Annotated in this window: 17 protein-coding genes; 1 reads left to right on the top strand and 16 read right to left on the bottom strand. The window is 73.2% G+C overall.

Annotation, left to right across the window (positions count from 1 at the left end):
* Position 1: 1 nt before the first annotated feature.
* From ACIRQH_RS21610 to ACIRQH_RS21600, 3 genes are all read right to left on the bottom strand, one after another.
* Positions 2–2,809 (bottom strand): FtsX-like permease family protein, encoded by a 2,808-nt coding sequence (locus ACIRQH_RS21610; RefSeq protein WP_404226819.1) that lies wholly within the window; start codon positions 2,807–2,809, stop codon positions 2–4.
* Between the two features lies 1 nt (position 2,810).
* A complete protein-coding gene (locus ACIRQH_RS21605) occupies positions 2,811–6,098 on the bottom strand; it encodes an FtsX-like permease family protein (protein ID WP_404226818.1) in 3,288 nt (1,095 codons plus the stop codon).
* 150 nt (positions 6,099–6,248) lie between these two features.
* Positions 6,249–6,662, bottom strand: coding sequence for a globin (locus tag ACIRQH_RS21600; protein WP_179165238.1), 414 nt, complete (start codon positions 6,660–6,662; stop codon positions 6,249–6,251).
* A 154-nt stretch (positions 6,663–6,816) separates the two neighbouring features.
* Between ACIRQH_RS21600 and ACIRQH_RS21595 the strand changes: the two genes are divergently transcribed.
* Positions 6,817–7,806 carry a methyltransferase domain-containing protein gene (locus tag ACIRQH_RS21595; RefSeq protein WP_388865822.1) on the top strand — a complete coding sequence of 330 codons (990 nt, stop codon included), beginning with the start codon at positions 6,817–6,819 and terminating at the stop codon, positions 7,804–7,806.
* Positions 7,807–7,967: 161 nt separating this feature from the next.
* Here the strand turns inward: ACIRQH_RS21595 and ACIRQH_RS21590 are convergent, their stop codons facing one another.
* From ACIRQH_RS21590 to ACIRQH_RS21530, 13 genes are all read right to left on the bottom strand, one after another.
* Positions 7,968–9,296: an FHA domain-containing protein gene (locus ACIRQH_RS21590; protein ID WP_388931007.1), complete on the bottom strand. Its 1,329-nt coding sequence runs from the start codon at positions 9,294–9,296 to the stop codon at positions 7,968–7,970.
* Positions 9,297–9,369: 73 nt separating this feature from the next.
* A complete protein-coding gene (locus tag ACIRQH_RS21585; protein ID WP_388931005.1) occupies positions 9,370–10,716 on the bottom strand; it encodes a VWA domain-containing protein in 1,347 nt (448 codons plus the stop codon).
* A 99-nt stretch (positions 10,717–10,815) separates the two neighbouring features.
* Positions 10,816–12,258, bottom strand: coding sequence for a PP2C family serine/threonine-protein phosphatase (locus ACIRQH_RS21580; protein ID WP_404226817.1), 1,443 nt, complete (start codon positions 12,256–12,258; stop codon positions 10,816–10,818).
* Positions 12,259–14,742 carry a tetratricopeptide repeat protein gene (locus tag ACIRQH_RS21575; RefSeq protein WP_388877891.1) on the bottom strand — a complete coding sequence of 828 codons (2,484 nt, stop codon included), beginning with the start codon at positions 14,740–14,742 and terminating at the stop codon, positions 12,259–12,261.
* Between the two features lie 88 nt (positions 14,743–14,830).
* Positions 14,831–16,165, bottom strand: coding sequence for a hypothetical protein (locus ACIRQH_RS21570; RefSeq protein ID WP_358819363.1), 1,335 nt, complete (start codon positions 16,163–16,165; stop codon positions 14,831–14,833).
* A gap of 78 nt (positions 16,166–16,243) precedes the next feature.
* Positions 16,244–17,248 carry a glutamate ABC transporter substrate-binding protein gene (locus tag ACIRQH_RS21565; RefSeq protein ID WP_404226816.1) on the bottom strand — a complete coding sequence of 335 codons (1,005 nt, stop codon included), beginning with the start codon at positions 17,246–17,248 and terminating at the stop codon, positions 16,244–16,246.
* A gap of 14 nt (positions 17,249–17,262) precedes the next feature.
* Positions 17,263–18,747, bottom strand: coding sequence for a hypothetical protein (locus ACIRQH_RS21560; protein WP_388877875.1), 1,485 nt, complete (start codon positions 18,745–18,747; stop codon positions 17,263–17,265).
* 271 nt (positions 18,748–19,018) lie between these two features.
* A complete protein-coding gene (locus ACIRQH_RS21555) occupies positions 19,019–20,041 on the bottom strand; it encodes an N-acetylglucosamine kinase (protein ID WP_388877872.1) in 1,023 nt (340 codons plus the stop codon).
* Positions 20,038–21,303, bottom strand: a complete 1,266-nt coding sequence (locus ACIRQH_RS21550; RefSeq protein ID WP_358819359.1) for a 6-phospho-beta-glucosidase — start codon at positions 21,301–21,303, stop codon at positions 20,038–20,040. Before ACIRQH_RS21550 ends, ACIRQH_RS21555 begins: the two co-directional genes overlap by 4 nt.
* 2 nt (positions 21,304–21,305) lie before the next feature.
* On the bottom strand, positions 21,306–22,199 hold the full coding sequence (locus tag ACIRQH_RS21545) for a carbohydrate ABC transporter permease (RefSeq protein ID WP_388877868.1): 894 nt from the start codon (positions 22,197–22,199) through the stop codon (positions 21,306–21,308).
* A 3-nt stretch (positions 22,200–22,202) separates the two neighbouring features.
* Complete coding sequence (locus ACIRQH_RS21540; protein ID WP_404226815.1) at positions 22,203–23,144, bottom strand: carbohydrate ABC transporter permease; 942 nt, start codon at positions 23,142–23,144, stop codon at positions 22,203–22,205.
* Positions 23,145–23,151: 7 nt separating this feature from the next.
* Complete coding sequence (locus tag ACIRQH_RS21535) at positions 23,152–24,489, bottom strand: ABC transporter substrate-binding protein (protein WP_388877865.1); 1,338 nt, start codon at positions 24,487–24,489, stop codon at positions 23,152–23,154.
* Positions 24,490–24,592: 103 nt separating this feature from the next.
* Positions 24,593–25,804 (bottom strand): ROK family transcriptional regulator, encoded by a 1,212-nt coding sequence (locus ACIRQH_RS21530; protein ID WP_358819355.1) that lies wholly within the window; start codon positions 25,802–25,804, stop codon positions 24,593–24,595.
* Between the last annotated feature and the right edge of the window lie 207 nt (positions 25,805–26,011).

Below are 26,011 nucleotides of genomic sequence, written 5' to 3'. Positions count from 1 at the left end.
CTCATCGGCCGTCCCCCGCCCGCAGCTCCCGGACCGAGCCGCGCCGGCCCGTCCACCACGCCTGCGCCAGCGCGACGCCCGTGGCGACGACCAGCACGGCGAGCGACGGGACGAGCAACGAGAACGCGTCCGTGCGGAGCCGGGCGGCTCCTCCGGGCGCGGGGCGGCCCGCTACCGCGATCGCCGTCAGATCGAGCCCGGGGGACAGGAGGCGGACGGCCGCCCAGCCCGTGAGCGCGCCGCCCACCGCCGCCAGCAGAGCCTGGGGCAGGGACTCCAGGACCAGGAGGCGGCGCCCCTGGGCCCGGGTGAGGCCCATCGTGCGCAGCCGGGCGAGGAGCGCCGTGCGTTCCGGTGCGGCCCGGACGAGGGCCAGCAGCAGGGCCAGTACGGCGTATCCGGCGCCTGCCGCGACCGCCGCCGTGTAGATCCGCTCGGCGCCCGACTGGAGGGGCGAGTCGACGTACGCCGCCCGTACCTCCGCGCGCAGCCGTACGTCCACGCCGCTGCCCGCCGCCCCGCGCAGAGCGGCCCCGTCCAGGTGGCCGCCGGTCAGGAGCAGCGCGGTCGGCCGCGCCGCCCGCCGGGTGAGGGCCGCCCGGTCCACGACGAGGAAGTCCAGGTCGGTCACGGCGGGCGTCACGTCCCGTACCGCCGCGATCCGCACGGTCACCGTGCTGTCGTCCTCCAGGCGCACGGAGAACGGGGCGGTGCCGAAGCGGTCGGCGAGGGAGGGGGACGCGACGGCGGGGACCACGGTCCTGCCGGCGCCCGGTCCGGCGGAGCGCAGCGTTCCCGCCGGAAATCCTCCGAGGCCCAGCTTCCGCGACAGGTGTCCGTACGCGCCCGGTTCGACGCCCACGAGCGCCGCCGTCTCGCCCGCGGTGCCCGACCCCCTGCCCGCCTGGGCCCGGTAGGCGACGCTCACGGGGACCGCCTCGCGCACGCCCCGGATACCGCGGATCCGGTCGGGGAGACCGGTGGGCAGGGCGTGGGTCGCCTCGACGCGGGCGTCGGCACCGGTGGCGAGGAGGGCCGCGTGGTCGCGGGCGGTGTGCACGCCCGCGAGGACCGAGCCGCCGAAGGCCGCCGTGGTGAGCGCCGTGAGGAGGGCCAGCAGGGGCAGCGCCGTGGAGGCCGAGGTGCGGCCCGCGCGGGCCAGCGAGAGATGGGCGACCACTCCGCGCAGCCGTCCGGCGGGGCCGGACAGCCGGCGCAGGGGGAACGGATAGAGCCGGACGAGGACCAGCGCCGCGATGACGCCGACCAGGACCGGTGCCAGGGCGACCAGGTGGTCTCCGGACCCTCCCGAGGAGCCGGCGCCGTCCGTCCCCCCGCGCCGCAGGGCGGCCACCGCGGCCGTCGCCAGCACCAGCACGGTGAGTTCCGCGACCGTGCGGCGCCGTGAGGGGCGAACGGACGCGACGTCCTCGCGTCCCTCGTGGACGCGGACCGCGCGATGGGCGTACACGGCGCGCACCGGCAGGGCGGCGCAGGCGAGGGCCGTCACCGCGAGGGCGGCGGCCACGGCGTGGGAGACACGGCCGTACGGGACGGCGAGCAGGGCCGCCCCGAGGCCGAGCGCCCCCGCCGGGACGGCCACGACGGCCGTCTCGGCGAGCAGCCGCCCGAGCAGGCCGGGCAGCGAGCCGCCGCGGGCGCGCAGCAGGGCCAGCTCGCCGCGGCGGCGCTCGGCGGCGAGACCGCTCGCCATGAGGACGACGACCGCGGCGACCGTGCCCGCGCCGAACGCGGCGACGGCCACCAACGGGGCGATGCCGGAGCGCAGTTCGGTGAAGGACGCCAGGACCTCGTCGAGATCCGTCGTCACGTCGGTCAGCGGGTCCACGCGCTCACGGATCCGCGACAGACCGGGGCCCGACTGCAGCGCGGCGACCGCGGAGGCGAGCCGGGACACGTCGTGGGCGGTCGGACCGGACGTGTCGGGGGCCACCTGCCAGTACCGCTCGGGCTTCCCGGGCGTGCCGAGCAGGACCGGTGCCGCGTCCGGCGCCAGCAGCAGCGCGCCGATCCAGTACGTGCCGCCGTCGCTGGGCAGGGTGATGAGGGACGGCTTGCGGATCAGCGGGGTGGACATCCAGTACGCGCCGTCCGGCTCGCGCGGCGCGATGATGCCGGTGATCCGTACGGCCAGCGGCGCGCGCTCCAGGCCGGGCACGTGGATCACCGAACCGACCGCGATGTGCAGGGCCCTGGCGGTCTCGGTGGTGACGGCCGCCTCCACCTCGGGGGTCGCCGCGGTGACCGAGCCCGTCGTGCGGGGCAGGCGGCCCGAGGCCGGACGGGAGTGATCGCCGAGGGCGTTCTGGGCCACGAGCGCGACCCGCGGCGGCAGCCCGCTCGGCCGGGCCAGGAAGGAGTCCGACGCGTCGGTGGGGTTGGCGGTGCGCACCCCGTACGAGGACTGGGCGCGGTCGGCGACCAGGGGCTTGTCGACGGTCGAGAGCACGGCGGCGTATCCCTTGCGCAGTGCGGTCTCGCGCAGGGCGGACTCCCCTTGCTGCCGGGAGAGTTCGAAGTCGGGCAGCGGGGCGAAGAACTGGACGGTGGTCAGCCGCGGTGACGCGTCGTCGAGGGTCCGGCGCAGGCCCGCGTCCTCGTACCGGTCGACCGCGCGCGGGAAGGCGGCGGCCAGCGTGGCGGTGAGCGCGACGAGCAGGGCCAGCGCCAGAGCCGCCCCGGGGGCGGCGCGCAGCCGGGTGCGCACCCAGGGGGCCACCACCCTCGGTCCGTCCGGGCGGGTGCGCCCGCGCGTTCCGGCATCCGTGCCGTCGTCCGTGCCCGTCATGTCACTCGCCTCCCTGCCGGCGCAGCGAACTGTCCGCGTCCGGGCGGCGCAGCGCCATGAACGCCGTGATGGCCAGCGGTGTCACGGCGACTCCCGCCAGCAGCACGGCGACGTGCGGCAGAGGGAGCCGCACCAGGACGGCGGGGACCGGGCGGGTGGCCTCCGAGGTCAGGACGATCAGCGGGACCACCGCGCGGGTCAGCACCGTGCCGAGCGCGACCCCCACCACCAGCGCCAGGCCCACCAGGACGCCCTGTTCGGCGGCGATCAGCCGGGCCAGCTGGCGGCGCGGCGCGCCCAGCGCCCTGAGCACCGCGAACTCGCCCCGGCGCTCGCGCAGCGAACCGGCCGTGCTCACCGCGAACCCGACCGCTGCCAGCGCCGCCGCGACGACCGCCGCCGCCGCGAACGCGGCCTCGGGGCCCGCCCCGAACGGATCGTCGCGCAGCCGGTCGGCGACCTCGCCCCGCACGACGACCTGGGACGGTTCGGTGCCGGGCAGCTTCCGCAGCGCTGTGGCGACCCGCGCCGCGTCGCCCGGCGCGGTGTCCAGCCACCACTCGGTGGGCGGGACGCTCTGTCCTTCGTGCGCCTGCAACACCCGGTTCACGGCTCGCAGATCGACCAGCAGCGCCCCGCCGTCGCCGTCACCGCCGTCGGCCTCCGAGGTGGTCGGCAGGGCCCGTACGGTGCCCACGATGGTCACGGGGACCGTCTCGCCCGCGAAGGGGACGTCCAGCTGCTGCCCCTCCCGTACGGCCGCCGACTTCAGGAAGCGGTCGGTCGCGACCGCCGTGACCTGCGCGGCGGCCGAGCGGTCCGGGTGCAGCCGGACGGTCACCGAGGTGACCTGCCAGGCCAGGTCGCGCGGCATGTAACCGGTGCCGTAGCGGACGGACAGGGCCGTGGCCGAGGACGCCACCAGCTTCGGGCGCGTGGCTCGCGTGGCATCGTCCGGCGCCGCCGCCGTGCTGCTGGTCCGCGAGTCGGCCTTCCAGCCGGCCGGCAGCGCGAGCCGCCGCCGCGCCCCGCCGGCGTCGCTGACGCTCAACTCCCGCAGATCCACCTGGTGTCGCTGTGCCGTGTCGACGGGCTGGGTCATGTCCAGCTGGACGCCGGTCAGGGTCAGGGGACCCGTCGCGAGGTCCAACGACAGGGCGTGGGGCCTTCCGTCGGCGGGCAGTTGACCGATCCGCTCGGTGTACGGCGTCCCGAAGCGGTCCTCCAGCGTCGCCGACACGTCCACCTCCACGCGGGCGTTCGAACTGCGCAGCCGCATCAGCAGACCGAGTCGCGTCGAGCCCTTCGGGATCGCGACCCCCCCGGTGGCACCCCTCGCCGCTAGGCCCTTCAGCAGCGGCCCCACGGGCCGTGCGGCCAGATCGCCGCGAAGCAGCATCCCGTCCGCGGCGTGCGCGGTGTCGAGAGCGAGGACCGCCGCCGTACGGCCACCCGACAGCGGCAGGGTCGTCCGGAGGGCGGGCGCCGCGTCGCGGACGCCCGGGAACGCGGTGAAGACGGCCGCCTCGCCCGGCCCGGCGTCGCTGTCCGCGGTCACGCGCACCGACGTACCTGCGCGGAAGTCCGCCTGGTCGTCCTGCGAGCGGTTCCAGGAGGCGCCCTGGCCGATGGCGAGCATGCCCATCGCCACGGCGAGGACCAGCAGCAGGACCGGTCCCGCGCCGCGCATCGGGCGCCGGCTGAGCTGCCAGCCCGCGAGCGCCGCAGGCAGCCCGCGGCCGCTCGCCGCCCGGTGCTCGGCGAGCCGGGCGACGGGCGGCAGCAGCCGCAGGGTGAGCACGGTCCCGGCGAGCAGCGCGAGGGCGGGCGCCGCCACCAGGAGCGGATCGATGCCGAGCGAACGCACGCCGGTTCCCCCGGTGGCGCCCGGCTCGGCGGAGCCGCCGGTCAGGGCGCCGGAGGTCTGCCGGTCCAGCTGCCAGTAGGCGACGGCGGCGATCACCAGCAGGCCGATGTCGGCGCCCGCGCGCACCGGAGCCGGCAGCGCCCGCGCCCGCCCCGCCGGGCCGTCGCCCGATGTGAGCGCCGGCAGGGTCACCGCGAGGGCGCATCCCAGCGCCACTCCCGCGCCGACCAGCCACACCCCGCCCCGCCCCTGGGCGACGTCCAGGCGCAGCCCGATGCGGGCCAGCGCTCCCTGTCCGGCGAGCAGCCGGGTCAGCGGGCCCGCGACCAGCGGCGCGCACAGGGCCGCCGGTACGGCCAGCAGCAGAGCCTCCAGGGCGGCGAGCCCGGCTATCCGTCGCCGGGAGGCTCCCCGCGCCCGCAACACCCTTGTCTCGCCCGCCCGTTCGGCGCTCAGCAGCCGGGCGACCAGCAGCAGCGCGTAGCCGGCCAGGAGGGCCAGTTGCAGGGCGACGATGAGGAGGGTGGAGCGCGACACGAGCAGCGAACGCTCGACACTGTCCAGGATCTCGGGCAGCGAGGTCGTCACGGCGGTCGCCCCGCTCAGCGCGTGGTTCCTGCGCAGGGCCTGCTGCCCGGCCCGTGCGGTGTCCCGCAGGGCCCCGATGCCGTCGGGCGAGAGCGTCGAGAAGTCCGCGGACGCCTGCCACGCCGACTCCCCGGCGCTGACCCGGCCGCCGGTGAGGACGCCGGGATCGGCGAGGAGCGGACCGTACGTCGTGAAGTCGACCTTCTTGATCCCGCGTCCGCCCAGCTCGTCCAGCCGCCAGTAGGGCGCGTCCGGCCGGGCGGGCCGGTACAGCCCGGTGACCCGGACCTCGCGACCGGGGCCGCCGAGCCGGTCGACCAGTGCGAGGCGGGCGCCCGGCTTCAGACCGAGCCGTTCGGCCGCCGATACGGGCAGGGCCACCTCGATCGGGGAGCCGCCGGAGCCGGTCGCCGGTCCGGGCAGCCGTCCCGAGGTGATGTCGACCTGGGTGCGGTCGAGGGCGGCGAAGTGGGTGAGGTCGGGATCCCCGGCCCGTGCGGCCGGCGCCTGGAGCGACCGGGGGAGCGCGTAGGAGCCCGAACGCACCAGCGTGCGCACGGTCACCGGATATTCGCCGAAGGTGCGCCGGGCCCCCTCGCGGACGGCGCTGTCCGCGGCGGCCCGTTGGCCGGCGCGAAGGTCGGCGCGGACGACGAGCGCGGTGTCCGCGGTGTTGCCCGGGTCCCGGAGCGCGTGGCGCAGCGAGGCGTCGCCGATGGCGGCGGAGTAGGCGGTGAGCGTCGCGAGGACGGCCGTGGTCAGCAGCACCGTGAGCAGCGCGGCGGCCAGCAGAAGACGGTGCGCCCGCGCGCGCAGTAGGACGAACCCCGTCACCCGGCCCCCCGCCGTCGTTCCGGATCTCGGACGAGCGCGATGCTTTCAGAGCGGAGGGCCTGGGGGTAAGCGCTTGTAGGCCCGCCTTGACCGGATCGTGACCGGAATCCGGCGTCGAACGACCGGAATACGCCCGTCAGTGACCGGTGATCAGCCCGCCGTGTTCACCATGGAGGCGGCCGCGTACGTCAGGTAGTTCCACAGGGTGTGCTCGTGCTCCTCGGAGAGGCCGAGCTCGTCGACCGCGACGCGCATGTGCCGGATCCAGGCGTCGTGCGCGGCCTGGTCGACCTTGAAGGGCGCGTGACGCATCCGCAGCCGCGGGTGCCCGCGGTTCTCGCTGTACGTCGTCGGGCCGCCCCAGTACTGGATCAGGAACAGCGTGAGCCGCTCCTCGGCCGGGCCCAGGTCCTCCTCCGGATACATGGGCTTCAGCAGCGGATCCTCGGCGACCCCCTCGTAGAAACGGTGCACGAGGCGACGGAAGGTCTCCTCGCCGCCGACCTGCTCGTAGAAGGTCTGCTCCTGCAACGTGCCGCGCCGAATCTCATTCACGTCCCCCATGCTCTCAGACCGGGTGACCGAGGACTCAGGGCTTAGGACCACGCCCGCGTACGGCGACGTACGGCGTCCGCGCTGTGACTTCGGGCGGATCGCGGGGAAGCCGCCGCACGTGCGGCCGCTCGCTCCGGAGGCCGTACGGCAGCACAGTGGAGGTATGGCTGCGCACGCTCTGGAGACCGGACCGGATGACCTCGCCTGCCGGGCGCGGGCGGCCCTCGTGCGCGAGATCGACCGGAGCGGGGCCTTCGCCGCCGACCCGGTCTGGCGGGAGGCCTTCGAGGCCGTCCCGCGCCATCTCTTCGTGCCCTTCTACTACGTCGGCGGCGCAGCCGGCAACGGCGGCTTCGAGCGGGTGTGGAGCGAGGACCCTGACCCGCGGGTCAGGGACGACTGGCTGCGCGGCGCCTACGAGGACACCCCGCTCGCGACCCGGGTGCGCGACGGCGAACTCGTCTCCTCCAGCAGCCAGCCGTCGCTGATGGCCAAGATGCTGGTCGAACTGGACGTACGGGACGGGCACGACGTCCTGGAGATCGGCGCCGGGACCGGGTACAACGCGGCCCTGCTCGCACACCGTCTCGGCGACTCCCGGGTCACGACGGTCGACCTCGACGTGGAGATCACCGAGGCCGCGCGCCGGCACCTGGCCCGCGCCGGACACCACCCGGCCGTCGTCACCGGCGACGGCGCCCGCGGGGTGCCCGAACGGGCCCCCTACGACCGGATCATCGCCACCTGCACGCTCACCACGATCCCGCCCGCCTGGCTGCCCCAGTGCGCGCCCGACGCCCGCATCCTCGCCCCGCTGGCCACCGGACTGATCGCGCTGCGCGTGCGGGGCCCCGGGCACGCGGAGGGCAACTTCCTGCACACCCCCGCCTACTTCGTGCCGCTGCGCGGAGACACCTCACCCGGCCCGCGGCCCGACCGGCTCGGCGGGCTGCCGCGACGGGCCCGGGGCCAGGACCTGCTCCGGTTCCTGCTGACCCTGACGGCGGGCCGTCTCGACCCGCAGGACGCGTACGCGCTGTGGGAGCGTGAGGGCCGGCCGGAGCGCGACCGGTACGGGGTCACGGTCGGCGACGGGCGGGCCCGCGCCTGGCTGGACGATCCGCGGGGGCGATACGTCTGGCCGCTGGCGTGAGGCGGCGCCCCACACCGGTGTGAAGCGGCGCTCACCGCTGATGTGAAGCGGCCCCCCGCGCCGTGCGTCCGGGGCCCCGGACGCACGGAGGCGGTGTTCCGGACTCCTCCGGAACACCGCCTCCGTCACAGATCTGCCGGACCCCGCCGCGGGGCCGGAGCTCAGCCCCGCCGGATCGTGATCGTCGTCCAGGCGCCCACGTGCACCCGGTCGCCGTCCTGCAGCGGCACCGGCACGAACGGCTGGATGGGCTCCTCGCCGCCGTTGACCGTGGTGCCGTTCGTCGAGTTCTGGTCGACGACCGCCCAGCTGCCGTCCGGCTGCTGGACCAGCACCGCGTGCTGGTGCGAGACACCCGGGTCCTCCGGCGGCACCGACAGGTCGATGTCCGGGGTGTCACCGGTGGAGTGCCGGCGACGGCCGATGGTCAGCTGGTTGCCGGTGAGCGGACGCTGCTGCTCCGGCGAGTACGCGGGCAGGTTCAGGCCCGCGGCCTCGGGGCCCGAGCGCTGCATCATCGCCATGAAGTACTCGCGGTCCGGACCGATGGTCGCACTCCACGACAGCGGCTGTTGCTGTTGCTGGTAGCCGGGACCGGGCGGGGCCTGGGTGGCACCGGCCTGCGGGTAGCCGTAGTCGCCACCGCCCTGCCCGGGGCCGCCCTGACCGCCGGGCGAACCGGCCGTCGGCGGGGAGATCACCCAGTCGTCGCCACCGCCGCCGAAGCCGGGACCACCCGACTGCGGGCCGCCCTGCTGCGGCGGCCGGCCCTGGGTGTAGGGAGCGGCGGGCTGCTGGGTGTAGGCCTGCTGCGGAGCGCCCTGGCCGCCGGGCGTGGGCCCGGGCGGCTGCGGAACCGGACGTGCCGGGTCCGCGAAAGCCGGGTCCCCGCCGAAAGCCGGGTCCCCGAAGGCGGAGGGGCCGCCGTACTGCTGGCCGGGCGGGCCCGGCGGGATCGGCTCGGCGGGCCGGTTCATCTGCGAGGGCCGCGAGCTCTGGTAGTCGAACGGGTCATGGCCGGGGCCACCGGGACCCGGACCGCCCTGACCGCCGGGACCCTGCTGCTGGAAGCGCGGCGGGCCGCCCTGGTTGCCGGGGCCGCCCTGCATGCCGGGACCCCCCTGCTGGCCGGGGCCGCCGAACGGCGAGGGTCCGCCGGGGCCGCCCGGCGAGGAACCGGTGGGGCGCGGCGCTGCCGGCGTGTAGGACGTCGCCGTGTTGGTCAGGTAGTTCCACCGGCACTCTTCGCAGAACGGCGCGGCGCCCTCACGGGGCGTGCGGCACTGCGGGCAGAGCTCGGGCTCGCCGTCCGGCACGGCGGACAGGTGGGAGCGGCCTCCGCCCTGCTGCTGCGAACCGGGCGGCGGATAGCCGTATCCGGCGCCGGGGGGCGGCGGGGGCAACGGGGGCACGGCACCGGCCATGCGGTGACCGCAGACCTCGCACCAGTCGTCGGAACCCGACTGGTGTCCGTTCGGGCAGGTCGGCATGTCGGCGCTTCCCCCTCTCCTTTTCCGGTCGTTGTGACCGGGTTTCTCCGCTTCCCCTCGGGAACCGGGCTCGCTACTTCTTTACACGAACAGTCTTTGTGGACCGTGTCTCGAGGGTCATCTCGTCGGCCTCCTCGACCCGGGCCTTCAATCGCACAGTACCTGCAGCGGCGTCGACGACGTCCACCACCTTCGCAAGCAGTTTCGCAGTATCGGCGTTGCCGGAGGCGCCGGCGAGCTGAACGGCCCGTCCCAGCTTGGCCGTTGCTCCGTCGACATCTCCCGCTTTGCGCAGATCCAGACCCTGTTGGATGACTTGTGCCAGTTCGGCCTGACCTGTGTAGTGGGCGACCTGTGGGTTGATGGACGTCGAGGCGACCATGTCGTCGGTCCACACGGCCCGTACGAGACCCTGCGCGCCGAGGTTCTGCACGCTGCCGTCGGCCTGTGGGATCACCAGGGAGACCCGGGCCGCGAGCATCTCCTGGCCGATGCCCGCCGTCGGGACCTGGACGCAGACGTGGTAGTCGCGGGACTCGTCGCCCCACGAGCCGGTGGGGTAGTCGCCGGCGCGGGGGCCCGCCTCGGTACGGCGGTCGGTCAACTCCTCGACGGTGGGCGCCATTTGCTTGACGAACTTGATCTCGGTGCCGACCGGCGTCCAGAGCCGCAGCGCCACGTCGGCGACCTCCTTGCCCATCGCCGTCTCCATCATCTGCGTGAAGTCGGCGGCCAGGGCGGCGGGGTCGGCGACGATGTCGGAGGTGCCGAGCAGCGCCGAGGCGATACCGGTGACCTCCTTGACCTCCCAGTCGGTGCCCACGCCCCGCGCGTCACAGGTGAAGCGCCCGGCGCAGGAGTCGAGGGCGGCCTTGAGGTCCTCGGGCGACTCGTGCTCGTTGCGGCCGTCGGTGAGCAGGATGCCGTGCCGGATGGCCACGTCCGCCGACGCCAGCAGGCGGTCGGCGAGCCGCAGCCAGCTGCCGATCGCCGTACCGCCGCCCGAACTGAGCTTGCGCAGCGCCTGCTTGGCCTGCCCGCGGGTGGCCGCGTCGGCGACGGCCAGCCGGCCGTTGCCCGGATAGACCTCCTTGGCGACGTGCGTGCCGCCGATGACCGCGAAGTGGACGCCGTCGCGCAGCGTGTCGATCGCGGCGGACGTCGCGTCGCGGGCGTTGCGCATCTTGGTCGGCGGGTAGTCCATCGAGCCCGAGCAGTCGACCATCACCACCACCGCGGCGTCCGGCGCCTGACCGGCCGTGTACAGATGCGGCGCGGCGACCGCGCTGCCCACGGTGCCGCCGCCGGTCGCGCTCACCGTGACGATCGCGTTGACCTCACGCCCGCCCTCGGGCAGGTACTCGTTCTGGTACACGTCGACCGAGAACTGCGGCACGTTCGACTTCGAGAAATTGGCCATGCCTTCTCTGTCCCCCTCGCGCCCCCGCCACCGGCGAGGGCCATGACTGTGCGGACCGGTCCCCTTCGGTCCTCGGCCGTCCCCGTCCGTTCGTCGGCCTCAGGCCGATCCTGCCCCCTGGACGGGGGCGGGGAACGGCAGGACGGCCACTGTTACGTTGTCGTGGCCCCCGCCGTCCAGGGCGTGGCCGACCAGTACCTGGGCGCTGTGCAGCGGACGCTCGGCGGCGTCGAGGGGGACGGCCCCGGCCATGTCCTCGGCCGCCTCCGCGTAGTTCCACAGCCCGTCGGTGCAGACCACGACCACACCGGGCCGGTCCGGCTTGAAGGACGCGGTGTGCGGCTCCAGTTCGTAGGCGTCGGCGCCCAGCCACCCGGTGATCGCGTGGGCGCGCTCGTCGGCGTACGCCTCCGCCTCGTTCATCAGGCCCGCGGCCACCATCTGCGCGGCCCACGAGTCGTCCTCGGTGAGTCGGGCGGGCAGCGAGGTGCGGTCGACCGGAACCCAGTAGGCGCGGCTGTCGCCGACCCAGCCGACGATCAGCAGGGCCGGGGTGACGATGGCGCCGACGATGGTGCAGGCGGGCGCGTTCACGTGCGGGGCGTGGTCGCCCTGGGCGGTGGACGGGTCGGCCAGCGCGTTGACGGCCTCCGCGGCCGCGACGATCGCCTCGTGCATGGCCTGCTGCGGATGGGTGCCGAGCGGCAGGGCCGCCATGAGCGACTCGCCCGCCGCGCGGGACGCCGCGAGGGACGCCTCGTCGGGGCGGGTCGCGGAGGAGACGCCGTCGCAGACGATCGCGACGACGGCGGGGGAGCCGTCGGGCAGCGCGGTCGAGGAGATCGCGAACGCGTCCTCGTTGCGGTGGTGGCGCAGACCGCGGTCACTGACCGCGGCGACCGCGCCCAACTCCTGTTCCATGTGGTCCCGTTCCCGCGGCTGCGCGTGGCCGCAGTTCTCGCAGTACCCGTCGGTGTCGACCTGGCCGGACCGGCACGCCACGCACGTCCTGCCGCCCGCGGGGGGTGCCGGCAGGTCGGCGGTGCGGGGATCCGCGGGGGCCGCCGGTGCCCCGGGGGCGGCCGGGACGCTCTCGGCGGCCGGCGGGGCGAGCGGGTACTCGTCGGGCTCCGGGGGCCGGTCGAACCGTACGCCCGATGCCTGATCGCCGTGCGGGTGCTCCGGGTGCGGGAGTTCGGAGCCGCCGGAGTCGGTGCCCCGGATGTCGGCGGCGTGGTGCACCGGCGCGGGTACGTCGGAGGTGTCGACCTCCGGCGCCACGGGCCAGTCCACGGAAGGTGCCGCCGCAGGCGCAGATGGAGCCGCAGGCGCAGATGGAGCTGTCGGCGCAGGTGGAACCGTCGGCGCGGGGGCCTCCGCGCCGACACCGTTGATGGCGATCGTGGGGTGGTCCTGCGGTGGTGTCGGCACCGTCGACAGGTCGTAGCCGCACGCACCGCAGAAACGGTCACCCGCCTCCAGCGGCTCCTCGCAACTGGGGCACCGCGAAAGGGCCGTGGGCTGGGGCATCTGGGACATCAATCACACCCACGTCCGGGGGCGGTAACGGTTTGCACGTTCCACCAGGTCGATCCTCTCCTCGCCGCCCCGCGCGAGCCGGGCCAGCGTCCGGTACGAACGTTCGAGGCCGAAACGGAGGCCGCGCTCGTCCAACGCGCTGCCGAGCAGCACAGGTCCGCCTCCAGAGGCCGGAGCGGAACCCTGGCTACCGGAGAGTACCCAGTCCAGGGCGCAACCGAGGACCTCCGTCGACAACTGCTCGCGTCGCACCGCGTCGAGACCGAACCCGTCGAGCGCCTCGACCTGCCCCGCGGCGGCCGTCAGGTCGTCCAGGAACGGCGGTGCGGCGGAGTCCGCGACCGGGCGCTGCCGCAGCCGCGCCCGCACGGCGGCGACCCGCGCGGCCGTGTAGTGGATCGACGACTCCGGTACGGACTCCAGGGTGCGTACGGCGGCACGGCGGTCCCCGGCGGCGAGCTGCACGCGGGCCAGTCCGAACGCCGCGCTCACATAGCTGGGGTCCGTCGTCCAGACCAGGCGGTAGTACTCCGCGGCGTTGTCCAGCTGGCCGAGCACCTCCGCGCACAGGCCGAGGGCCAGCTTCGGCGCGGGCTCGCCGGGGAAGGCGTCGTACACGGCGTCGAAGGACAGGGCCGCGATCTCGTTCCCGCCCGTCGCGAGCGCCGTGACACCGCGGTACCAGACCACCCGCCAGTCGTCCGGGTGGTCCGACTCCAGCGCCTCCACCCCGTGGTGCGCGGCGGCCGCTTCGCCCATCTCCAGGCGGGCCCGCAGCTCACGCAGCCGCAGCTCCGGGGAGCCGGCCGGGGCCGCGTGCAGCGCGGCGATCAGCTCGGCGGGCGCCGACGCGATGAGTCCCGCGAGGAAGCCGGCGTTCGGGTCGCCCGGGTCCACCCGGGGAACGGGCAGCGCGAGCGCGGCGGCCGCCGCCGGAACGGCCTTGACCAGCGTGGGGGAGTCCGCAGGCGGCGGCAGGGGTGCCGCGCCGTCGGCGCCCGCGGGCAGCCGGGGCGCGGCCTTCCTCCCACGGACGGGGGCCGGCCGGGCCCCGAGCCGCGACACGTCCTCGGCCGCGGTCCCGAACAGCTGCGTGTCGGTGACCTTCGTCTCCGGCCCGAACAGCGTCGACAGCGCGGGCCGTGCCCGCCCCGTCTGGAGGGACACCACCTCGCGCAGCACGCCGGTCAGCTGCTCGGACATCTCCTGCGCCGACGCGAACCGGCGTGCGGGATCCGGGTCGGTGGCGCGGACCAGGAGCCGGTAGAACGACTCGTACTGGCGGAAGACCTCGATGTGGCCCGGGTCGGGCAGGGAGTCCACGAAGACGTTCGTGTAGCCCTGGAAGTCGAAGGTGAGGACCGCGAGCGTCCGCGCGACCGTGTAGAGGTCGGAGGCGACGGAGGGGCCCACTTCGGCGACCTCGGGTGCCTGGTAGCCCACCGTGCCGTAGATGGCCGACTCGTCGTCGTCCATGCGGCGCACCGCGCCCATGTCGATCAGCTTGAGCTGGTCCTCGGTCTGGATCGCGTTGTCGACCTTGAAGTCGCAGTACAGCAGGTTGCGGCTGTGCAGATGACCGAGGGCCTCCAGGGCCTCGATGCCGTACGCGCAGGCCTGTTCCACCGGCAGCGGGTCCCGCTTGCCGTCCGGCGTCCGCCGACCGTTGGCGATCTCCTTCAGCGACTTGCCGCCGACGTACTCCATGACGATGTACCCGTCCAGCGAACCCGTCCGCTGGTCGAGGTGCTCGACGAAGTTGTAGATCCGCACGATGTTGGCGTGCTCGATCTCCGCGAGGAAGCGCCGCTCGGAGATCGCCGCCGCCATCGCGTCCTGGTCGCCCGTGTCGAGCAGACCCTTCAGGACCACCCACCGGTCGGAGACCGCGCGGTCCACGGCGAGGTACACCCAGCCGAGCCCGCCGTGCGCGAGACAGCCCGCCACCTCGTACTGGCCGTGCACGATGTCACCGGTCTGCAGCTTCGGCACGAACGAGTACGGGTGGCCGCACTTCGTGCAGAAACCCTCGGTGCGACCGGCCCGGTCACCGCGCGAACGCCCCACCGGAGCACCGCAGTCGGAGCGCGAACAGAACCGCTTGCGCTCGGGGACCTCCGGGTTCTCCTGCACCATCTCGCGCGGATCGGGACGCGGTACCCCCGGGACCTCGACGAGACCCGCGCCGAGCCGGCCCCGGCCGGAGGAACCCGCCGTCGAACCGGAGCTGCGCACCGACACCGAACGGTTCGTCGAACCGCCGGACAGCGACCGCGACAGCCGGCCGGACACCGAGCGCCGGGACTGCGAGGAGCGCGACGACGTCCGCGAGCTGGCCCGCGAACTCCCGCGCACGCTCCCGCTGGTGGAACCGCGCGAGGCGCTGCCGCCCGCGGTCACCCCCGTCGGAGGTGAGTTCACCATCCCCTTCGCGGACACGACCGGGGCGAGCCCGCACGTGTCGCAGTACCGCTCGCCACCGCCCATGTCCTCGTACGACCCCTCGCAACCGGGCCGCTGGCATCTCTGTTGTTCACCCACAGCGTGCTCACTCACGCCGCACCCCCTTCCCCGCTCACGCGTCGGGCCCCCTGTGCTCCGCCCGGTCCTGCGGCCCGCCCTGCTCCGGCACCCTCGGGCTCAGCGCCTCCGCGACGGCCGTCTGATACCGCAGCACCGCCTCCTCCGCCACCCGAAGGTCGCAGGGAGCGCTCCACAGCATGCGCCGGGCCGCGTCGTAGCGCTCCACGAGGAACGGGTCCTCGGCGAAGCCGAGACGCGCGACCTTCGCCTTGTACGCGTCGAGCCGGCCGCGCAGCTCCGCCCGGACCGCGAGCGGCGCGGTGACCGCCGACAACGACTCGCGGGCGCGCATCAGTTCGTCCTCCGCCTTCTCCTCCAGCGCCTCCAGGAGTGGTGACAGGCGGTGCCACTGCGCGTGCCTGCGGTACTCCGCGGCCGCCGCCAGCTGCTCCTGCAACGCCGTCGGCGGACCGCTCACGGCGGGCACCTCCGACGCGGCGATCTTCGCGAGCACCTCGCCGCGGGCACTGCGCGCCTCGGCGAGCGTACGGTCGGCCCGGCTGAGCACGTCCCGCAGCTTCACAAGACGCGCCTCCGCGTCCTGGCGCACGGTGAGCACCGCGTCGATCTCGCGGCGCACCTCCTCCAGGGCGCGCGCCTCACGGTCGTACGCCGTCGTGTCCGGCCGGCCGCCACCGGGGGCCGAACTGCCCTGCGTCGGCGTCCAGAAGGCCAGCGGGTCGGAGATGACCTGCTCGCGCAGGGTGGTCAGGGTGCGGGTGATCCGCTCCAGGTCGTCGCCCGAGGGATGCTCGCCGGGGCGCACGCCCACGGAGTGCGCGAGCCCGCGGGTGCGCTGGAGCTCGGCGGCCAGTAAATCGATCCGGGCGGGCAGCGCGGACCACACGGCGTCCGCGCTGACGATCATGTCGAGCGAGGACGCGTACAGCTCGTTCATCCGGTCCACCAGCGCGGCCGGCGTGAACCGCTCGCTGAGCTTGCCGCTGCCGGCCAGCGTCGGCGCGTTCGCCGTGGCCGTGGCGGAACCGGCGACCGTGATGCCCGAACCACGCAGCAGCTCGGTCAGTTCGACCAGGTCCTCACGGCTGGACCAGCGCCTGCGGGAGCGGATGTCGCGGGCGGAGCGCAGCGCATCGGTGTACGCGTCGAAGTACGCCCACAGCAGGGTGATCGAGGCGTCCGCGGACGTCCAGCGCTCCTTGGTGGTGCCGGTGAGTTCGGCGCCTTCCAGGAGCCTGCGGCCCGCGTGGTCCTGCAGGGCGAGGAGGGAGGTCTCGATGGCCTCGTGCTCGGCGCCGAGGCGCGCCAGCGCACGGTCCGCCTCGTCCCGGTCCATCACCGGCCCGGGGGGCTCCGTGGCGCCCATCGATCACCTCTCGCTTCCTGTCCGTCCCCAGCGCGCTCGGCGGCGCGCCAGGGCAACTCTCCAGTGGTATCAGGTCGGTTACTTGTACTGGGCGGTGGGCGGTTCCTTCGAGGGGGAGTCGTCCTTGAGGGTCGGCGCGAGCCACTTGTCGTAGGACTGGCGCCAGCCGTCCTTGCGGTAGTCCGCGAGGATCCGGTTGACGCGGCGCACCAGGTCGTCCGACGTCTTGCGCATGGCCACGCCGTAGTACTCCGTGGTGAAGGTGTCGCCCTTCAGCCTGACCGTGGGGTCCTGCGCCGCCTGGCTCGCGGCGAGCGCGCCGTCGGTCACCACCGCGTCGGCCTCACCCAGCTGGAGCCGCACCAGGCAGTCGAGCTGGTTGGGGACGGCGATGACGCTGGCGGACGCGACCATCTTGTCGGTATTCAGTTTGTCGAAGGCCGTGGAACCCGTCGCCGCGCAGATCCTCCGGTGGGCGAGGCTCTTGTCGTACCCCGTGATCGAGGACTTGTCCGGGGCGAGTACCTGCTGGCCGGTCTTGAAGTAGGGCGCGGAGAAGGCGACGTCGGCAAGGCGGGTACAGGTGATCGTCATGGTGCGCACGACCATGTCGACCGTGCCTTCCTTGACGGCGGAGATGCGCTGGCTGGTGGGGATGGCGCGGAACTGGACGGCGTCCGGGTCGCCGAGGATGTCCTTGGCGATGGCGTGGACCAGATCGATGTCGAAGCCCTCCAGGTCACTGCCGGCCTTCGGGTTGTTCGGGTCGCGGTAGCCCCAGCGGTAGCTGTTCTGGTCGACGCCGACGATCAGCCGCCGGTCCTTGCGCGCCTTGATGGCCTCGATGGTCGGCCCGTCCGCGCTCGACGGGGCGGGGCTCCGGTCCTGCGGGTCGGTGCACTTCTCGGCCTTGGCCTGGGTGCCCCGGCCGAGGCCCTGGCCGCCGACGTCCGCACCGCCCTCCCCGTGCGCGTCGCTGAGCGGCAGCAGCAGTGCGAAGACGAGCGCGACCGCGCAGGCGAACGCCATCGCGCCCACGCCGCCCCAGCCGCGCAGGCTCGCCCTCAGGCGTCGAGCGATCATCGCCGCTCCCCCTCTCACCGGTACTCCGAAAGCCTGCGCCCGACGCCGAACACCGCGCCCGCCGCGGCCAGGACCGCGAGGACCGCCGCGCCGACCGGGAGCCCGCTCATGGCCCCCAGACCGTCGCCCGCCGCCTGCTTGAACTCGGCCTGCTCGTGCGTCAGCGCGCGCGTGAGGTTCTTGTCGACACCGTCGAAGCACGCGCCCGTGGGCTTCTTGTCGAGGGAGCCGATGACCTTGTCGAGCGCGTCCTGGTACTTGCCCTGCTCGTCGAACGCGCGGGCGTCCTTGTGCCGGGCCTTCCACTCCTTCATGTTGGACGTCGCGGTCTGTACGGGCTTCTCGCCCGCCGCGTCGTCCGCGAGGTTCTCCGCCACGGCGAGGCCCTTGGTGAGCTGCTTCATCTCCGTGTCGAACTCGCTGTCGTACAGGTCGACCGTGGTCGTGCCGTCGGCCAGGGTCTTGGTCTCCGCGCCGCGGCTGACCAGGGTGAGGTTCTCGTTGCCCCGCGCCTTCAGCGACGCGATCTGCGCGTCGTGCAGCACGTTCAGGGACCGGACGCCGTGGTCGTAGGAATCGTCGAGGCCGGCCCGGGCGACGGTGTGCCCGACGGCGAGCCACAGCAGGACGACCACGGACGCGGCGGTCGCCGCGGCCATGCCCTGGTTCATCACCCGGTTCGTCCGGCGGTAGTTGCGCCGCTGCGCCCACACGAGGGCTCCGAGCGCGACGAGGCCGAGGGCGATCGCCGCCCACGGGTAGGGCTTGGCCTCGGCGTAGTCGGCGCTCAGCCGCTGGTTCTCCCGTGTGTAGAGCTGCTGGGCCTTCGGCAGCATCTGGTCCTGCATCTTCTCGTTCGCGTACCGGAGATAGGCGCCGCCCAGCGGGAAGCCCTGCCGGTTGTTGGCGCGGGCGCGCTCGACCAGGCCCGTGTACTCGGGCAGCAGTCTGTTCAGCTGGGAGATCGTGGCCGCCGAAGGGGAGCCCGGCTCACTGCTGTTGGCCGCGGTGACGAGCTTCGCGGAAGCCGTCCGGATGTCCCGGTCGTAGCGGTCGCGGGATTCCTTCGTCTCCTGGCCGCCGGCCAGGAAGCCGCTGGCGGCCGCGGTGTTGGCGTCGGCGAGGGAGCGGTAGATGTCGGCGGCGCTGGCGCTCAGCGGCTGGCTGCTGTTCAGCACGTTGTCCGCCGCGTCCGAACGCTGCGTCATCTGCAGGGCGGTGACCGCACCGAAGGCGACGACCAGCAGGGCCAGGAGAGCGCCGATGATCCGCAGGCGTCCCGGCTCCGTCGTCGCGCCGGCCCGCAGCCGGTCCACACCCTCCGCCCACGCCGTACGCCGTGGCGGAGCGGCCGGTGCCGCGGTACCGGCCGACGGCAGCCCGTGGGGAGCGCCGGGCCCGGCCTGCGGCACGGGAGGTCCGGCCTGCGGCGGCACGGCCGGCATCGTCGGCGCGCCCCGCCCCGGTGGCGCCGCACTGCCTTTCGGCGGCTGTGTCACGTGACCTCCCCCATGGTCATCCGTCCGCTCACGCTCGCCGCGGACGCGGCCGGCGCGGCCGCACGGCGTAGGTGCACGGCGGCAAGTATCGCCGCCGGGACCGGCATCCGCACAGGCCTTGCCTGGATCTTGTTCGGATCACGGCGCAGCACGAATTCCCCGGCACCGCCCCCCTGCCCATGAACACGTGTTCCGGTCCGGTTCGGTTCCCGCGCCGGCGCGGCGGAACGCGGGGGCGCCCACCCGCGCGCCCCCGCGTTCACCGGTCCGGTCAGCCCCCTTCGTAGAAGGCCCGCACGCGCGCGTGGACGTCGTGCCCCGCGCTCAACCGGTCCAGGCCCAGCAGCGCCGCACCCAGCACGGGCGGGGCCGCGACCACCTGCGGGACCGCCTTCGGGGCGCGGGCGGCGAGGAGTTCGCGGATCCGGTCGTCGAGCTGCGGGTGCCGGGCCGCGAGGATGCTGCCGCCGAGGAGGACCGGGGTCTCCTCCGCGAGCAGGTCGAGGCGGGTCAGCGCCACCGCGGCCATGGCGACCACCTCCTCCGCGAGCCGGTCGACGAGCCCGCGGGCCACCGGGTCGCCGTCCACCGCGGTGGCGAAGAGGACCGGGGTCAGTTCGTGCCGGCGCGCGTTGCCGATGCGCTCCAGGTGCAGCGCCTCGATGAGCGCGTACATGGAGTCCAGGCCGAAGTGCGCGGGCAGGGTGCGGGTCAGGGCGGTGGGTCCGCCCCGGCCGTCCTCGGCCCGTGCCGCGTGCCACAGGGCCTCCTCCGCCAGACCCCAGCCGCCGCCCCAGTCACCGGAGATGCGGCCGATGGCCGGGAAGCGGGCGGTACGGCCGTCGGGCCGCATACCGACGCAGTTGATGCCGGCGCCGCACACGACGGCGACACCGCGCGGGTCGGCTATCCCGGCACGCAGGATCGCGAACGTGTCGTTGCGCACCTCCACGCTCGCGCCCCACGCGCGCGCGTCCAGCGCCGCAGCCAACTGCTCCTCCTCCACGGGCAGATCCGCGTTGGCGAGACAGGCGGAGACGTGCTCGACCGAGGTGACGCCCGCCTCCACGAAGGCCCGCCGCACGGCGTCGGCGAGCACGTCGACCGCGGTCTCGACGCCGACCACCGGGGGCCGGAACCCGCCGCCGCGCGCGGTGCCGGTCACCCGGCCGTCCGCGGTGACCACGGCGACGTCGGTCTTGCTGTTCCCCGCGTCGATGGCCAGCACGAGGCCGGTGAGGTCTGCGGGCCCGGACCCGGCGGCCGTCCCGGCGCCGGATTCCGTCGAGGTCATGCCCACGCGAGGTGCTCCCGGTTGTGCGCGATCAGCTGGTCGGTCAGGGTGTCGGCATAGGCGTACTGGCCGATCAGGGGGTGCGCGAGCAGGGCTCGGAAGACCCGGTCGCGGCCCCCGCGCAGGGCGGCCTCCAGAGCGAGGTCCTCGTACGCCGTCACGTTCGCCATGAGGCCCGCGTACAGCGGGTCCACGGCCGGGACCGCGAGCGGCGTGGCGCCCTTGGCGTTGATCGCGGCCTGGACCTCGATGACCGCGTCGTCCGGCAGGAACGGCAGGGTTCCCCGGTTGTAGGTGTTCACCACCTGGTAGGGGCTGCCGCCTCCGCCGAGCAGTGACGCGGCGAGGTCCACGGCGGCCTCCGAGTAGAAGGCACCGCCGCGACGGGCCAGCAGCTCCGGCTTCTCGTCGAGCGCCGGGTCGCCGTACATCGCCAGCAACTGCCGCTCCATCTCGGCGACTTCGGCCGCGCGCGAGGGCTTGGTGCGCAGTTCCTCGACGACGGCGTCGTGCGCGTAGAAGTAGCGCAGGTAGTACGAGGGGACCACGCCGAGCCGGTCGACGAGGCTGCGCGGCAGTCGCAGGTCGTCGGCGACGGCGTCACCGTGCTCGGCGAGCAGCTTGGGCAGGACGTTCTCGCCCTCGGGGCCGCCGAGGCGCACCCCGGTCTCCCAGGTGAGGTGGTTGAGGCCCACGTGGTCGAGGTGCACGTCGGCGGCGGAGACGCCGAGCAGGCCGGCGAACTTCCGCTGGAAGCCGATCGCCACGTTGCACAGGCCGACCGCCTTGTGGCCCGCCTGGAGGAGGGCGCGGGTGACGATGCCGACCGGGTTGGTGAAGTCGATGATCCACGCGTCCGGGTTGCTGCGGCGGACCCGCTCGGCGATGTCCAGCACCACCGGAACGGTCCGCAGCGCCTTGGCCAGACCGCCGGCGCCCGTCGTCTCCTGTCCGACGCAGCCGCACTCCAGCGGCCAGGTCTCGTCCTGCTGACGGGCCGCCTGGCCGCCGACCCGGAGCTGCAGGAGCACCGCGTCGGCGCCCTCCACGCCCGCGTCCAGGTCGGAGGTCGTGACGATCCGGCCGGGGTGGCCCTGCTTGGCGAAGATGCGCCGTGCCAGACCGCCCACCAGCTCCAGGCGGTCGGCCGCCGGGTCGACGAGGACCAGTTCCTCGACCGGCAGGGTGTCCCGCAACCGGGCGAAGCCGTCGATGAGTTCGGGGGTGTAGGTCGACCCTCCGCCGACCACGGTGAGTTTCATGGTTAACCCTTCACTCCGGTGAGCGTGACACCCTCGACGAACGCCTTCTGCGCGAAGAAGAACACGAGGATCACGGGGGCCATGACCAGAACGGTCGCGGCCATGGTGAGATTCCAGTCGGTGTGGTGCGCGCCCTTGAACGACTCCAGGCCGTAGGACAGGGTCCAGGCGCCCTGGTTCTCCGAGGCGTAGATCTGCGGTCCGAAGTAGTCGTTCCAGGCGTAGAAGAACTGGAAGAGCGCGACGGCCGCGATACCGGGCTTCGCCATCGGCAGGACGATCTTCAGCAGGGTCCGCAGGTCCCCGCAGCCGTCGACCTTGGCGGCGTCCAGGTACTCGTTCGGGATGGTCATCAGGAACTGGCGCAGCAGGAAGATGGAGAACGCGTCGCCGAACGCCATCGGGATGATCAGCGGCCACAGGGTGCCCGACATGTCCAGCTGCTTGGCCCAGAACAGGTACATCGGGATGATCACGACCTGCGGCGGCAGCATCATCATCGAGATGACCAGCATCAGGGACAGATTCCGGCCGCGGAAGCGGAACTTGGCGAGCGCGTAGGCGACCGGGATCGACGAGACGACGGTCAGCACGGTGCCGAAGCCCGCGTACAGCAGGGTGTTCTTCCACCAGGTGAGGAAGCCCGGGGTGTCGAAGACCTTCTTGTAGTTGCCCCATTCCCAGGTGTGCGGGATCAGGTCCCGGCTGAGTGCCTGGCTGTCGCTCATCAGCGAGGTCAGGAACACGAACACGAAGGGCAGGACGAAGAAGAGGGCGGTGGCGACGCCGAGCGAGTGGATGGCCACCCACTCCAGGAGCGCCTTGCGGCGGGCGGTGCGTTCGGCGGGGGAGACGGGCTTCGCCAACTCCGCCGGCTTGTCGAGTACGTGGGTCATCGGTCAGTCACCTGCCTGGATGAGGCCGCCCCGGCGCCGCATCAGGAACGCGGTGAACACCATGGACAGGGCGAACAGCACGAGCGCGACCACACAGGCGGAGCCGTAGTCGAAGCGCTGGAAGCCGAGGTTGTAGACGAGCTGGGGCAGGGTGAGCGTCGACTTGTCGGGATAGCCGGGCTCGAACTGCGTGCCGGCGCCCTGGATGACGCCCGAGGCGACCTTCCCGGCGATGAGCGGCTGTGTGTAGTACTGCATGGTCTGGATCACGCCGGTGACCACGGCGAACATCACGATGGGCGAGATGTTCGGCAGCGTCACGTACCGGAAGCGCTGCCAGGCGGAGGCGCCGTCCAGTTCCGCTGCCTCGTACTGCTCGGTCGGCACGTCGAGCAGCGCGGCCATGAAGATGACCATCAGGTCGCCGATGCCCCACAGGGCGAGCAGGGTCAGGGCCGGCTTGGACCAGGAGGGGTCGTTGAACCAGCCGGGGGCCGGGACGCCGACCTTGTCCAGGATCGAGTTGACCGGCCCCGTACCGGGGTTGAGGAGGAAGGCGAAGGCCATGGTGGCCGCCACCGGCGGGGCGAGGTAGGGCAGGTAGAAGAGGGTGCGGAAGACTCCCGTGCCCGTCTTGATCTTCGTGATCAGCAGGCCCACGCCGAGTCCGAACAGGACCCGCAGGGTCACCATCACGAGGACCAGCCACAGGGTGTTGCGCAACGCGGGCCAGAACAGCGGGTAGTTCTCGAAGACGTACGTCCAGTTCTGCGTCCCCGCCCACGTCGGCGGCTTGAAGCCGTCGTAGTGCATGAAGGAGAAGTAGACGGTCGAGATCAGCGGGTAGGCGAAGAAGACCGCGAACCCGATCAACCAGGGCGACATGAAGGCGAGGGTGCGAAGCGCCGACCGGCGGCGCTTCGAAGCCGGCGTGACAGTGCTCATCGTGTGGCTACTTCGCCTGCGCGATGTCCGTGTCGATCTGCTTGGCGGTGGATTCCAGGCCCGCCTTCAGATCCTTCGTCCTGCCGCTCTCGTAGTCGTATCCGAACTGCTGGAGCGTCACGAGGTAGGTGCCGCCGTTGATGGACGCCGGCGTCGTCGTGGAGTTCGGGTTCGACGCGATGTCCAGGAACGTCTTGAACCGCGGGTCGTACTTCAGCTTCGGCGACTTGAGGGCTTCGAGCGTCGAGGGCACGTTGTGGATGTCGTTGGCGAAGCCGACCACCGCGTCCGTGTTCGTGGTCATGTACTTGACCAGCTCCCAGGCCGCGTTCTGCTTCTTGCTGGTGGCCGCGATGCCCGTGATCGTGCCGGTGGTGTAGCCCTTGCCGTACTGGTCCGCCTGGTCGTCCGGGACCGGCAGCGGGGCGACCCCGATCTCGAAGCCGGGCTTGGCCTCCTCGGCCATGCCGAGCCGCCACTCGCCGTCCAGCTGCATGGCGACCTGACCGGTGTGGAAGGGGTGCTTGGGGCCCCACTCGTCACCGAGCTTGGAGCGGTAGGTCTCCAGCTTCTTGAAGCCGCCGAGCTCGTCGACCAGCTTCTTCTGGAGGGTGAAACCGGCCGTGAAGGCGGGGTCCTTGGCGACGTTCGACTTGCCGCTGCCGTCGAAGTACGTCGGCGAGAACTGCCCGAAGTAGTGCTCGGTGGTGGACTCCCAGCCGTGGTAGTTCGGCATGAACCCGAGCTGGGAGTAGGAGTCGCCCTTGGTGACGGTGAGCTTCTTGGCGTCCTTCTCGAACTCCGACCAGGTCTTCGGCGGCGAGGAGATCCCGGCCTTCTCGAAGGCGGTCTTGTTGTAGTAGAGGCCGTACGCGTCACCGAGCAGCGGCGCCGTGCACCGGTTGCCGTCGAACTGGGTGTACTCGTTCATCGCCTTCGGGAACGTCGTCTCGGGGTCGATGCCCGACTTCTTGAAGAAGGGGTTGAGATCGACGAGCGCGCCCGAGGAGCAGAACTTGCCCACGTTGTTCGTGGTGAACGAGGAGATCACGTCGGGCGCCTTGCCACCGCCGGCCCGCAGCGCCTGGTTGATCTTGTCGTCCGTCATGTTGGCGACGACGTTGACGTGGATGTTGGGGTGCGCCTTCTCGAAGCCGGCGACCAGCGACCTGACGGCCTTGACCTCGCCCGGCGCGCTCCACGCGTGCCAGAAGTTGATCGTCTGTTCCTTGGACGCGTCGTCGCTCCCGCCGCCGTCGGACTGGCCGGTACACGCGGTGGCGAAGAGGGCTATCGAGGCGGAGGCGGCGAGCGCGACAGCCACCTTTCGGGACATTCCGGGCATGGCGAGTTCTCCCTGCGAAGGACGGGGCGAAACGGGGTGACGGGCGGGACGGGTGGGACGGTGAAGGCGACGGGGTCGTGCGGGTGCCGAGCGGTGGTGCGGATCAGCGGGAGGTGTCGAAGACCTCGTCGCGGGTGGCTGCCAGGGCGCTCTCCAACGCGCCGCGCAGTACGGGGTGTTCGTGGACGCCGCCGACCACGAGGCGCGGCCGGGACGCGGCCAGCTCCTCCAGCTCGGCCTGGACCAGGGCCCGCAGTGGTTCGCCGCCCGCGGTGAGCGACGAGCCGCTGAGCACGACCAGTTCGGGATCGAGTACGGAGACCAGCGAGGCCAGACCGGTGGCGAGACCGGTCGCGTAGGTCTCCAGGAGCTGTCGGTAGGGGCCGTCCCCGACGGCCGCGGCCCGCTCGACGACGGTGGCCGCGACCTCGGTGTACGGACCCGCGGGCAGGTCCTTGATGCCGAGTTCGCGGGCCAGCTTCGGGATCGCCTGGGAACCGGCCAGCTCCTGGTAGCCACCGCTGTTGGCCTTGGTCACCTGGCGCACCAGGGGTGCGCCGGGCACCGGCAGGAAGCCGACCTCGCCCGCGCCGCCGGTCCAGCCGCGGTGCAGCCGTCCGCCGAGGACGAGTGCGGCACCGAGGCCGCCCTCGTTCCACAGCAGGACGAAGTCCTCGTGTCCCCGGGCGGCGCCGAGCCGCTGCTCCGCGATGGCGACGAGGTTGACGTCGTTCTCGTACTCGACGGGCATCGGCAGCGCGGCCGCCAGCTCGTCGAGCAGTGTCGGGGTGTGCCAGCCGGGCAGGTGCGAGGCGTACCGCAGCCGGCCGGTGTTGGGGTCGAAGGCGCCGGGCGTGCCGATGACCAGGCGGCGGACGTCGTCCCGGGCCAGTCCGGCGGCCTTGACCGCGCCGTCGAGGGCGTCGGTGACCTGGCGTACGACGGGCTGGGCGGGGCGGCGGCCCGGGGTGGGCAGTTCGTACTCGCCGACGGTCCGGCCGGTGATGTCGGCGACGGCGGCGAGGATGCGGTCGGGGGTGACGTCCAGGCCCGCCGCGTGGCCGGCGCCCGGATTGACCACGTACAGCTGGGCGTTGGGGCCAGGGCGGCCCTCGCTCGTGCCGGTGGCGAGCACCAGGCCCGCCGCTTCCAGGCGGGCGAGGAGCTGCGAGGCGGTGGGCTTGGACAGCCCGGTGAGCTTGCCGATGCGGGTCCGTGAGAGGGGGCCGTGCGCGAGCAGCAGGTCGAGTGCGGCCCGGTCGTTCATGGCGCGCAGGACGCGCGGGGTGCCCGGCGTACCGGCGGAACCTGCCATGTCTGTCGCCACCTGCCCTTCTTGGCCGACCAGCTTCCCAGGGGTGCCTTCCGGAAGTCCACCGCAAGATCATTGTTAGGAAAGTTTCCTATTGCTGGTGCGAGGAAAGTAGGCCGGGTGGGGCGGGGGCGTCAAGAGAAACCACCCCCGCGGCAACCGACTCGTTACCTGCGGGGGCGGTGCCGTTCGAGGTCGGGGCGCTGTCGT

This window comes from Streptomyces sp. NPDC102279, assembly GCF_044766365.1.
In the GTDB taxonomy this organism is placed as follows: Bacteria; Actinomycetota; Actinomycetes; order Streptomycetales; family Streptomycetaceae; genus Streptomyces.
The sequence above is the reverse complement of the archived record's forward strand: the minus strand, read 5'-3'. Positions and strand labels throughout refer to the sequence as shown.

Coding starts and splice junctions, on each gene's coding strand:
- ACIRQH_RS21610 (WP_404226819.1), bottom strand. CDS start 2,809: ATGACGGGCACGGACGACGGCACGGATGCCGGAACGCGCGGGCGCACC.
- ACIRQH_RS21600 (WP_179165238.1), bottom strand. CDS start 6,662: ATGGGGGACGTGAATGAGATTCGGCGCGGCACGTTGCAGGAGCAGACC.
- ACIRQH_RS21595 (WP_388865822.1), top strand. CDS start 6,817: ATGGCTGCGCACGCTCTGGAGACCGGACCGGATGACCTCGCCTGCCGG.
- ACIRQH_RS21590 (WP_388931007.1), bottom strand. CDS start 9,296: ATGCCGACCTGCCCGAACGGACACCAGTCGGGTTCCGACGACTGGTGC.
- ACIRQH_RS21585 (WP_388931005.1), bottom strand. CDS start 10,716: ATGGCCAATTTCTCGAAGTCGAACGTGCCGCAGTTCTCGGTCGACGTG.
- ACIRQH_RS21575 (WP_388877891.1), bottom strand. CDS start 14,742: ATGGGCGGTGGCGAGCGGTACTGCGACACGTGCGGGCTCGCCCCGGTC.
- ACIRQH_RS21570 (WP_358819363.1), bottom strand. CDS start 16,165: ATGGGCGCCACGGAGCCCCCCGGGCCGGTGATGGACCGGGACGAGGCG.
- ACIRQH_RS21565 (WP_404226816.1), bottom strand. CDS start 17,248: ATGATCGCTCGACGCCTGAGGGCGAGCCTGCGCGGCTGGGGCGGCGTG.
- ACIRQH_RS21555 (WP_388877872.1), bottom strand. CDS start 20,041: ATGACCTCGACGGAATCCGGCGCCGGGACGGCCGCCGGGTCCGGGCCC.
- ACIRQH_RS21550 (WP_358819359.1), bottom strand. CDS start 21,303: ATGAAACTCACCGTGGTCGGCGGAGGGTCGACCTACACCCCCGAACTC.
- ACIRQH_RS21545 (WP_388877868.1), bottom strand. CDS start 22,199: ATGACCCACGTACTCGACAAGCCGGCGGAGTTGGCGAAGCCCGTCTCC.
- ACIRQH_RS21540 (WP_404226815.1), bottom strand. CDS start 23,144: ATGAGCACTGTCACGCCGGCTTCGAAGCGCCGCCGGTCGGCGCTTCGC.
- ACIRQH_RS21535 (WP_388877865.1), bottom strand. CDS start 24,489: ATGCCCGGAATGTCCCGAAAGGTGGCTGTCGCGCTCGCCGCCTCCGCC.
- ACIRQH_RS21530 (WP_358819355.1), bottom strand. CDS start 25,804: ATGGCAGGTTCCGCCGGTACGCCGGGCACCCCGCGCGTCCTGCGCGCC.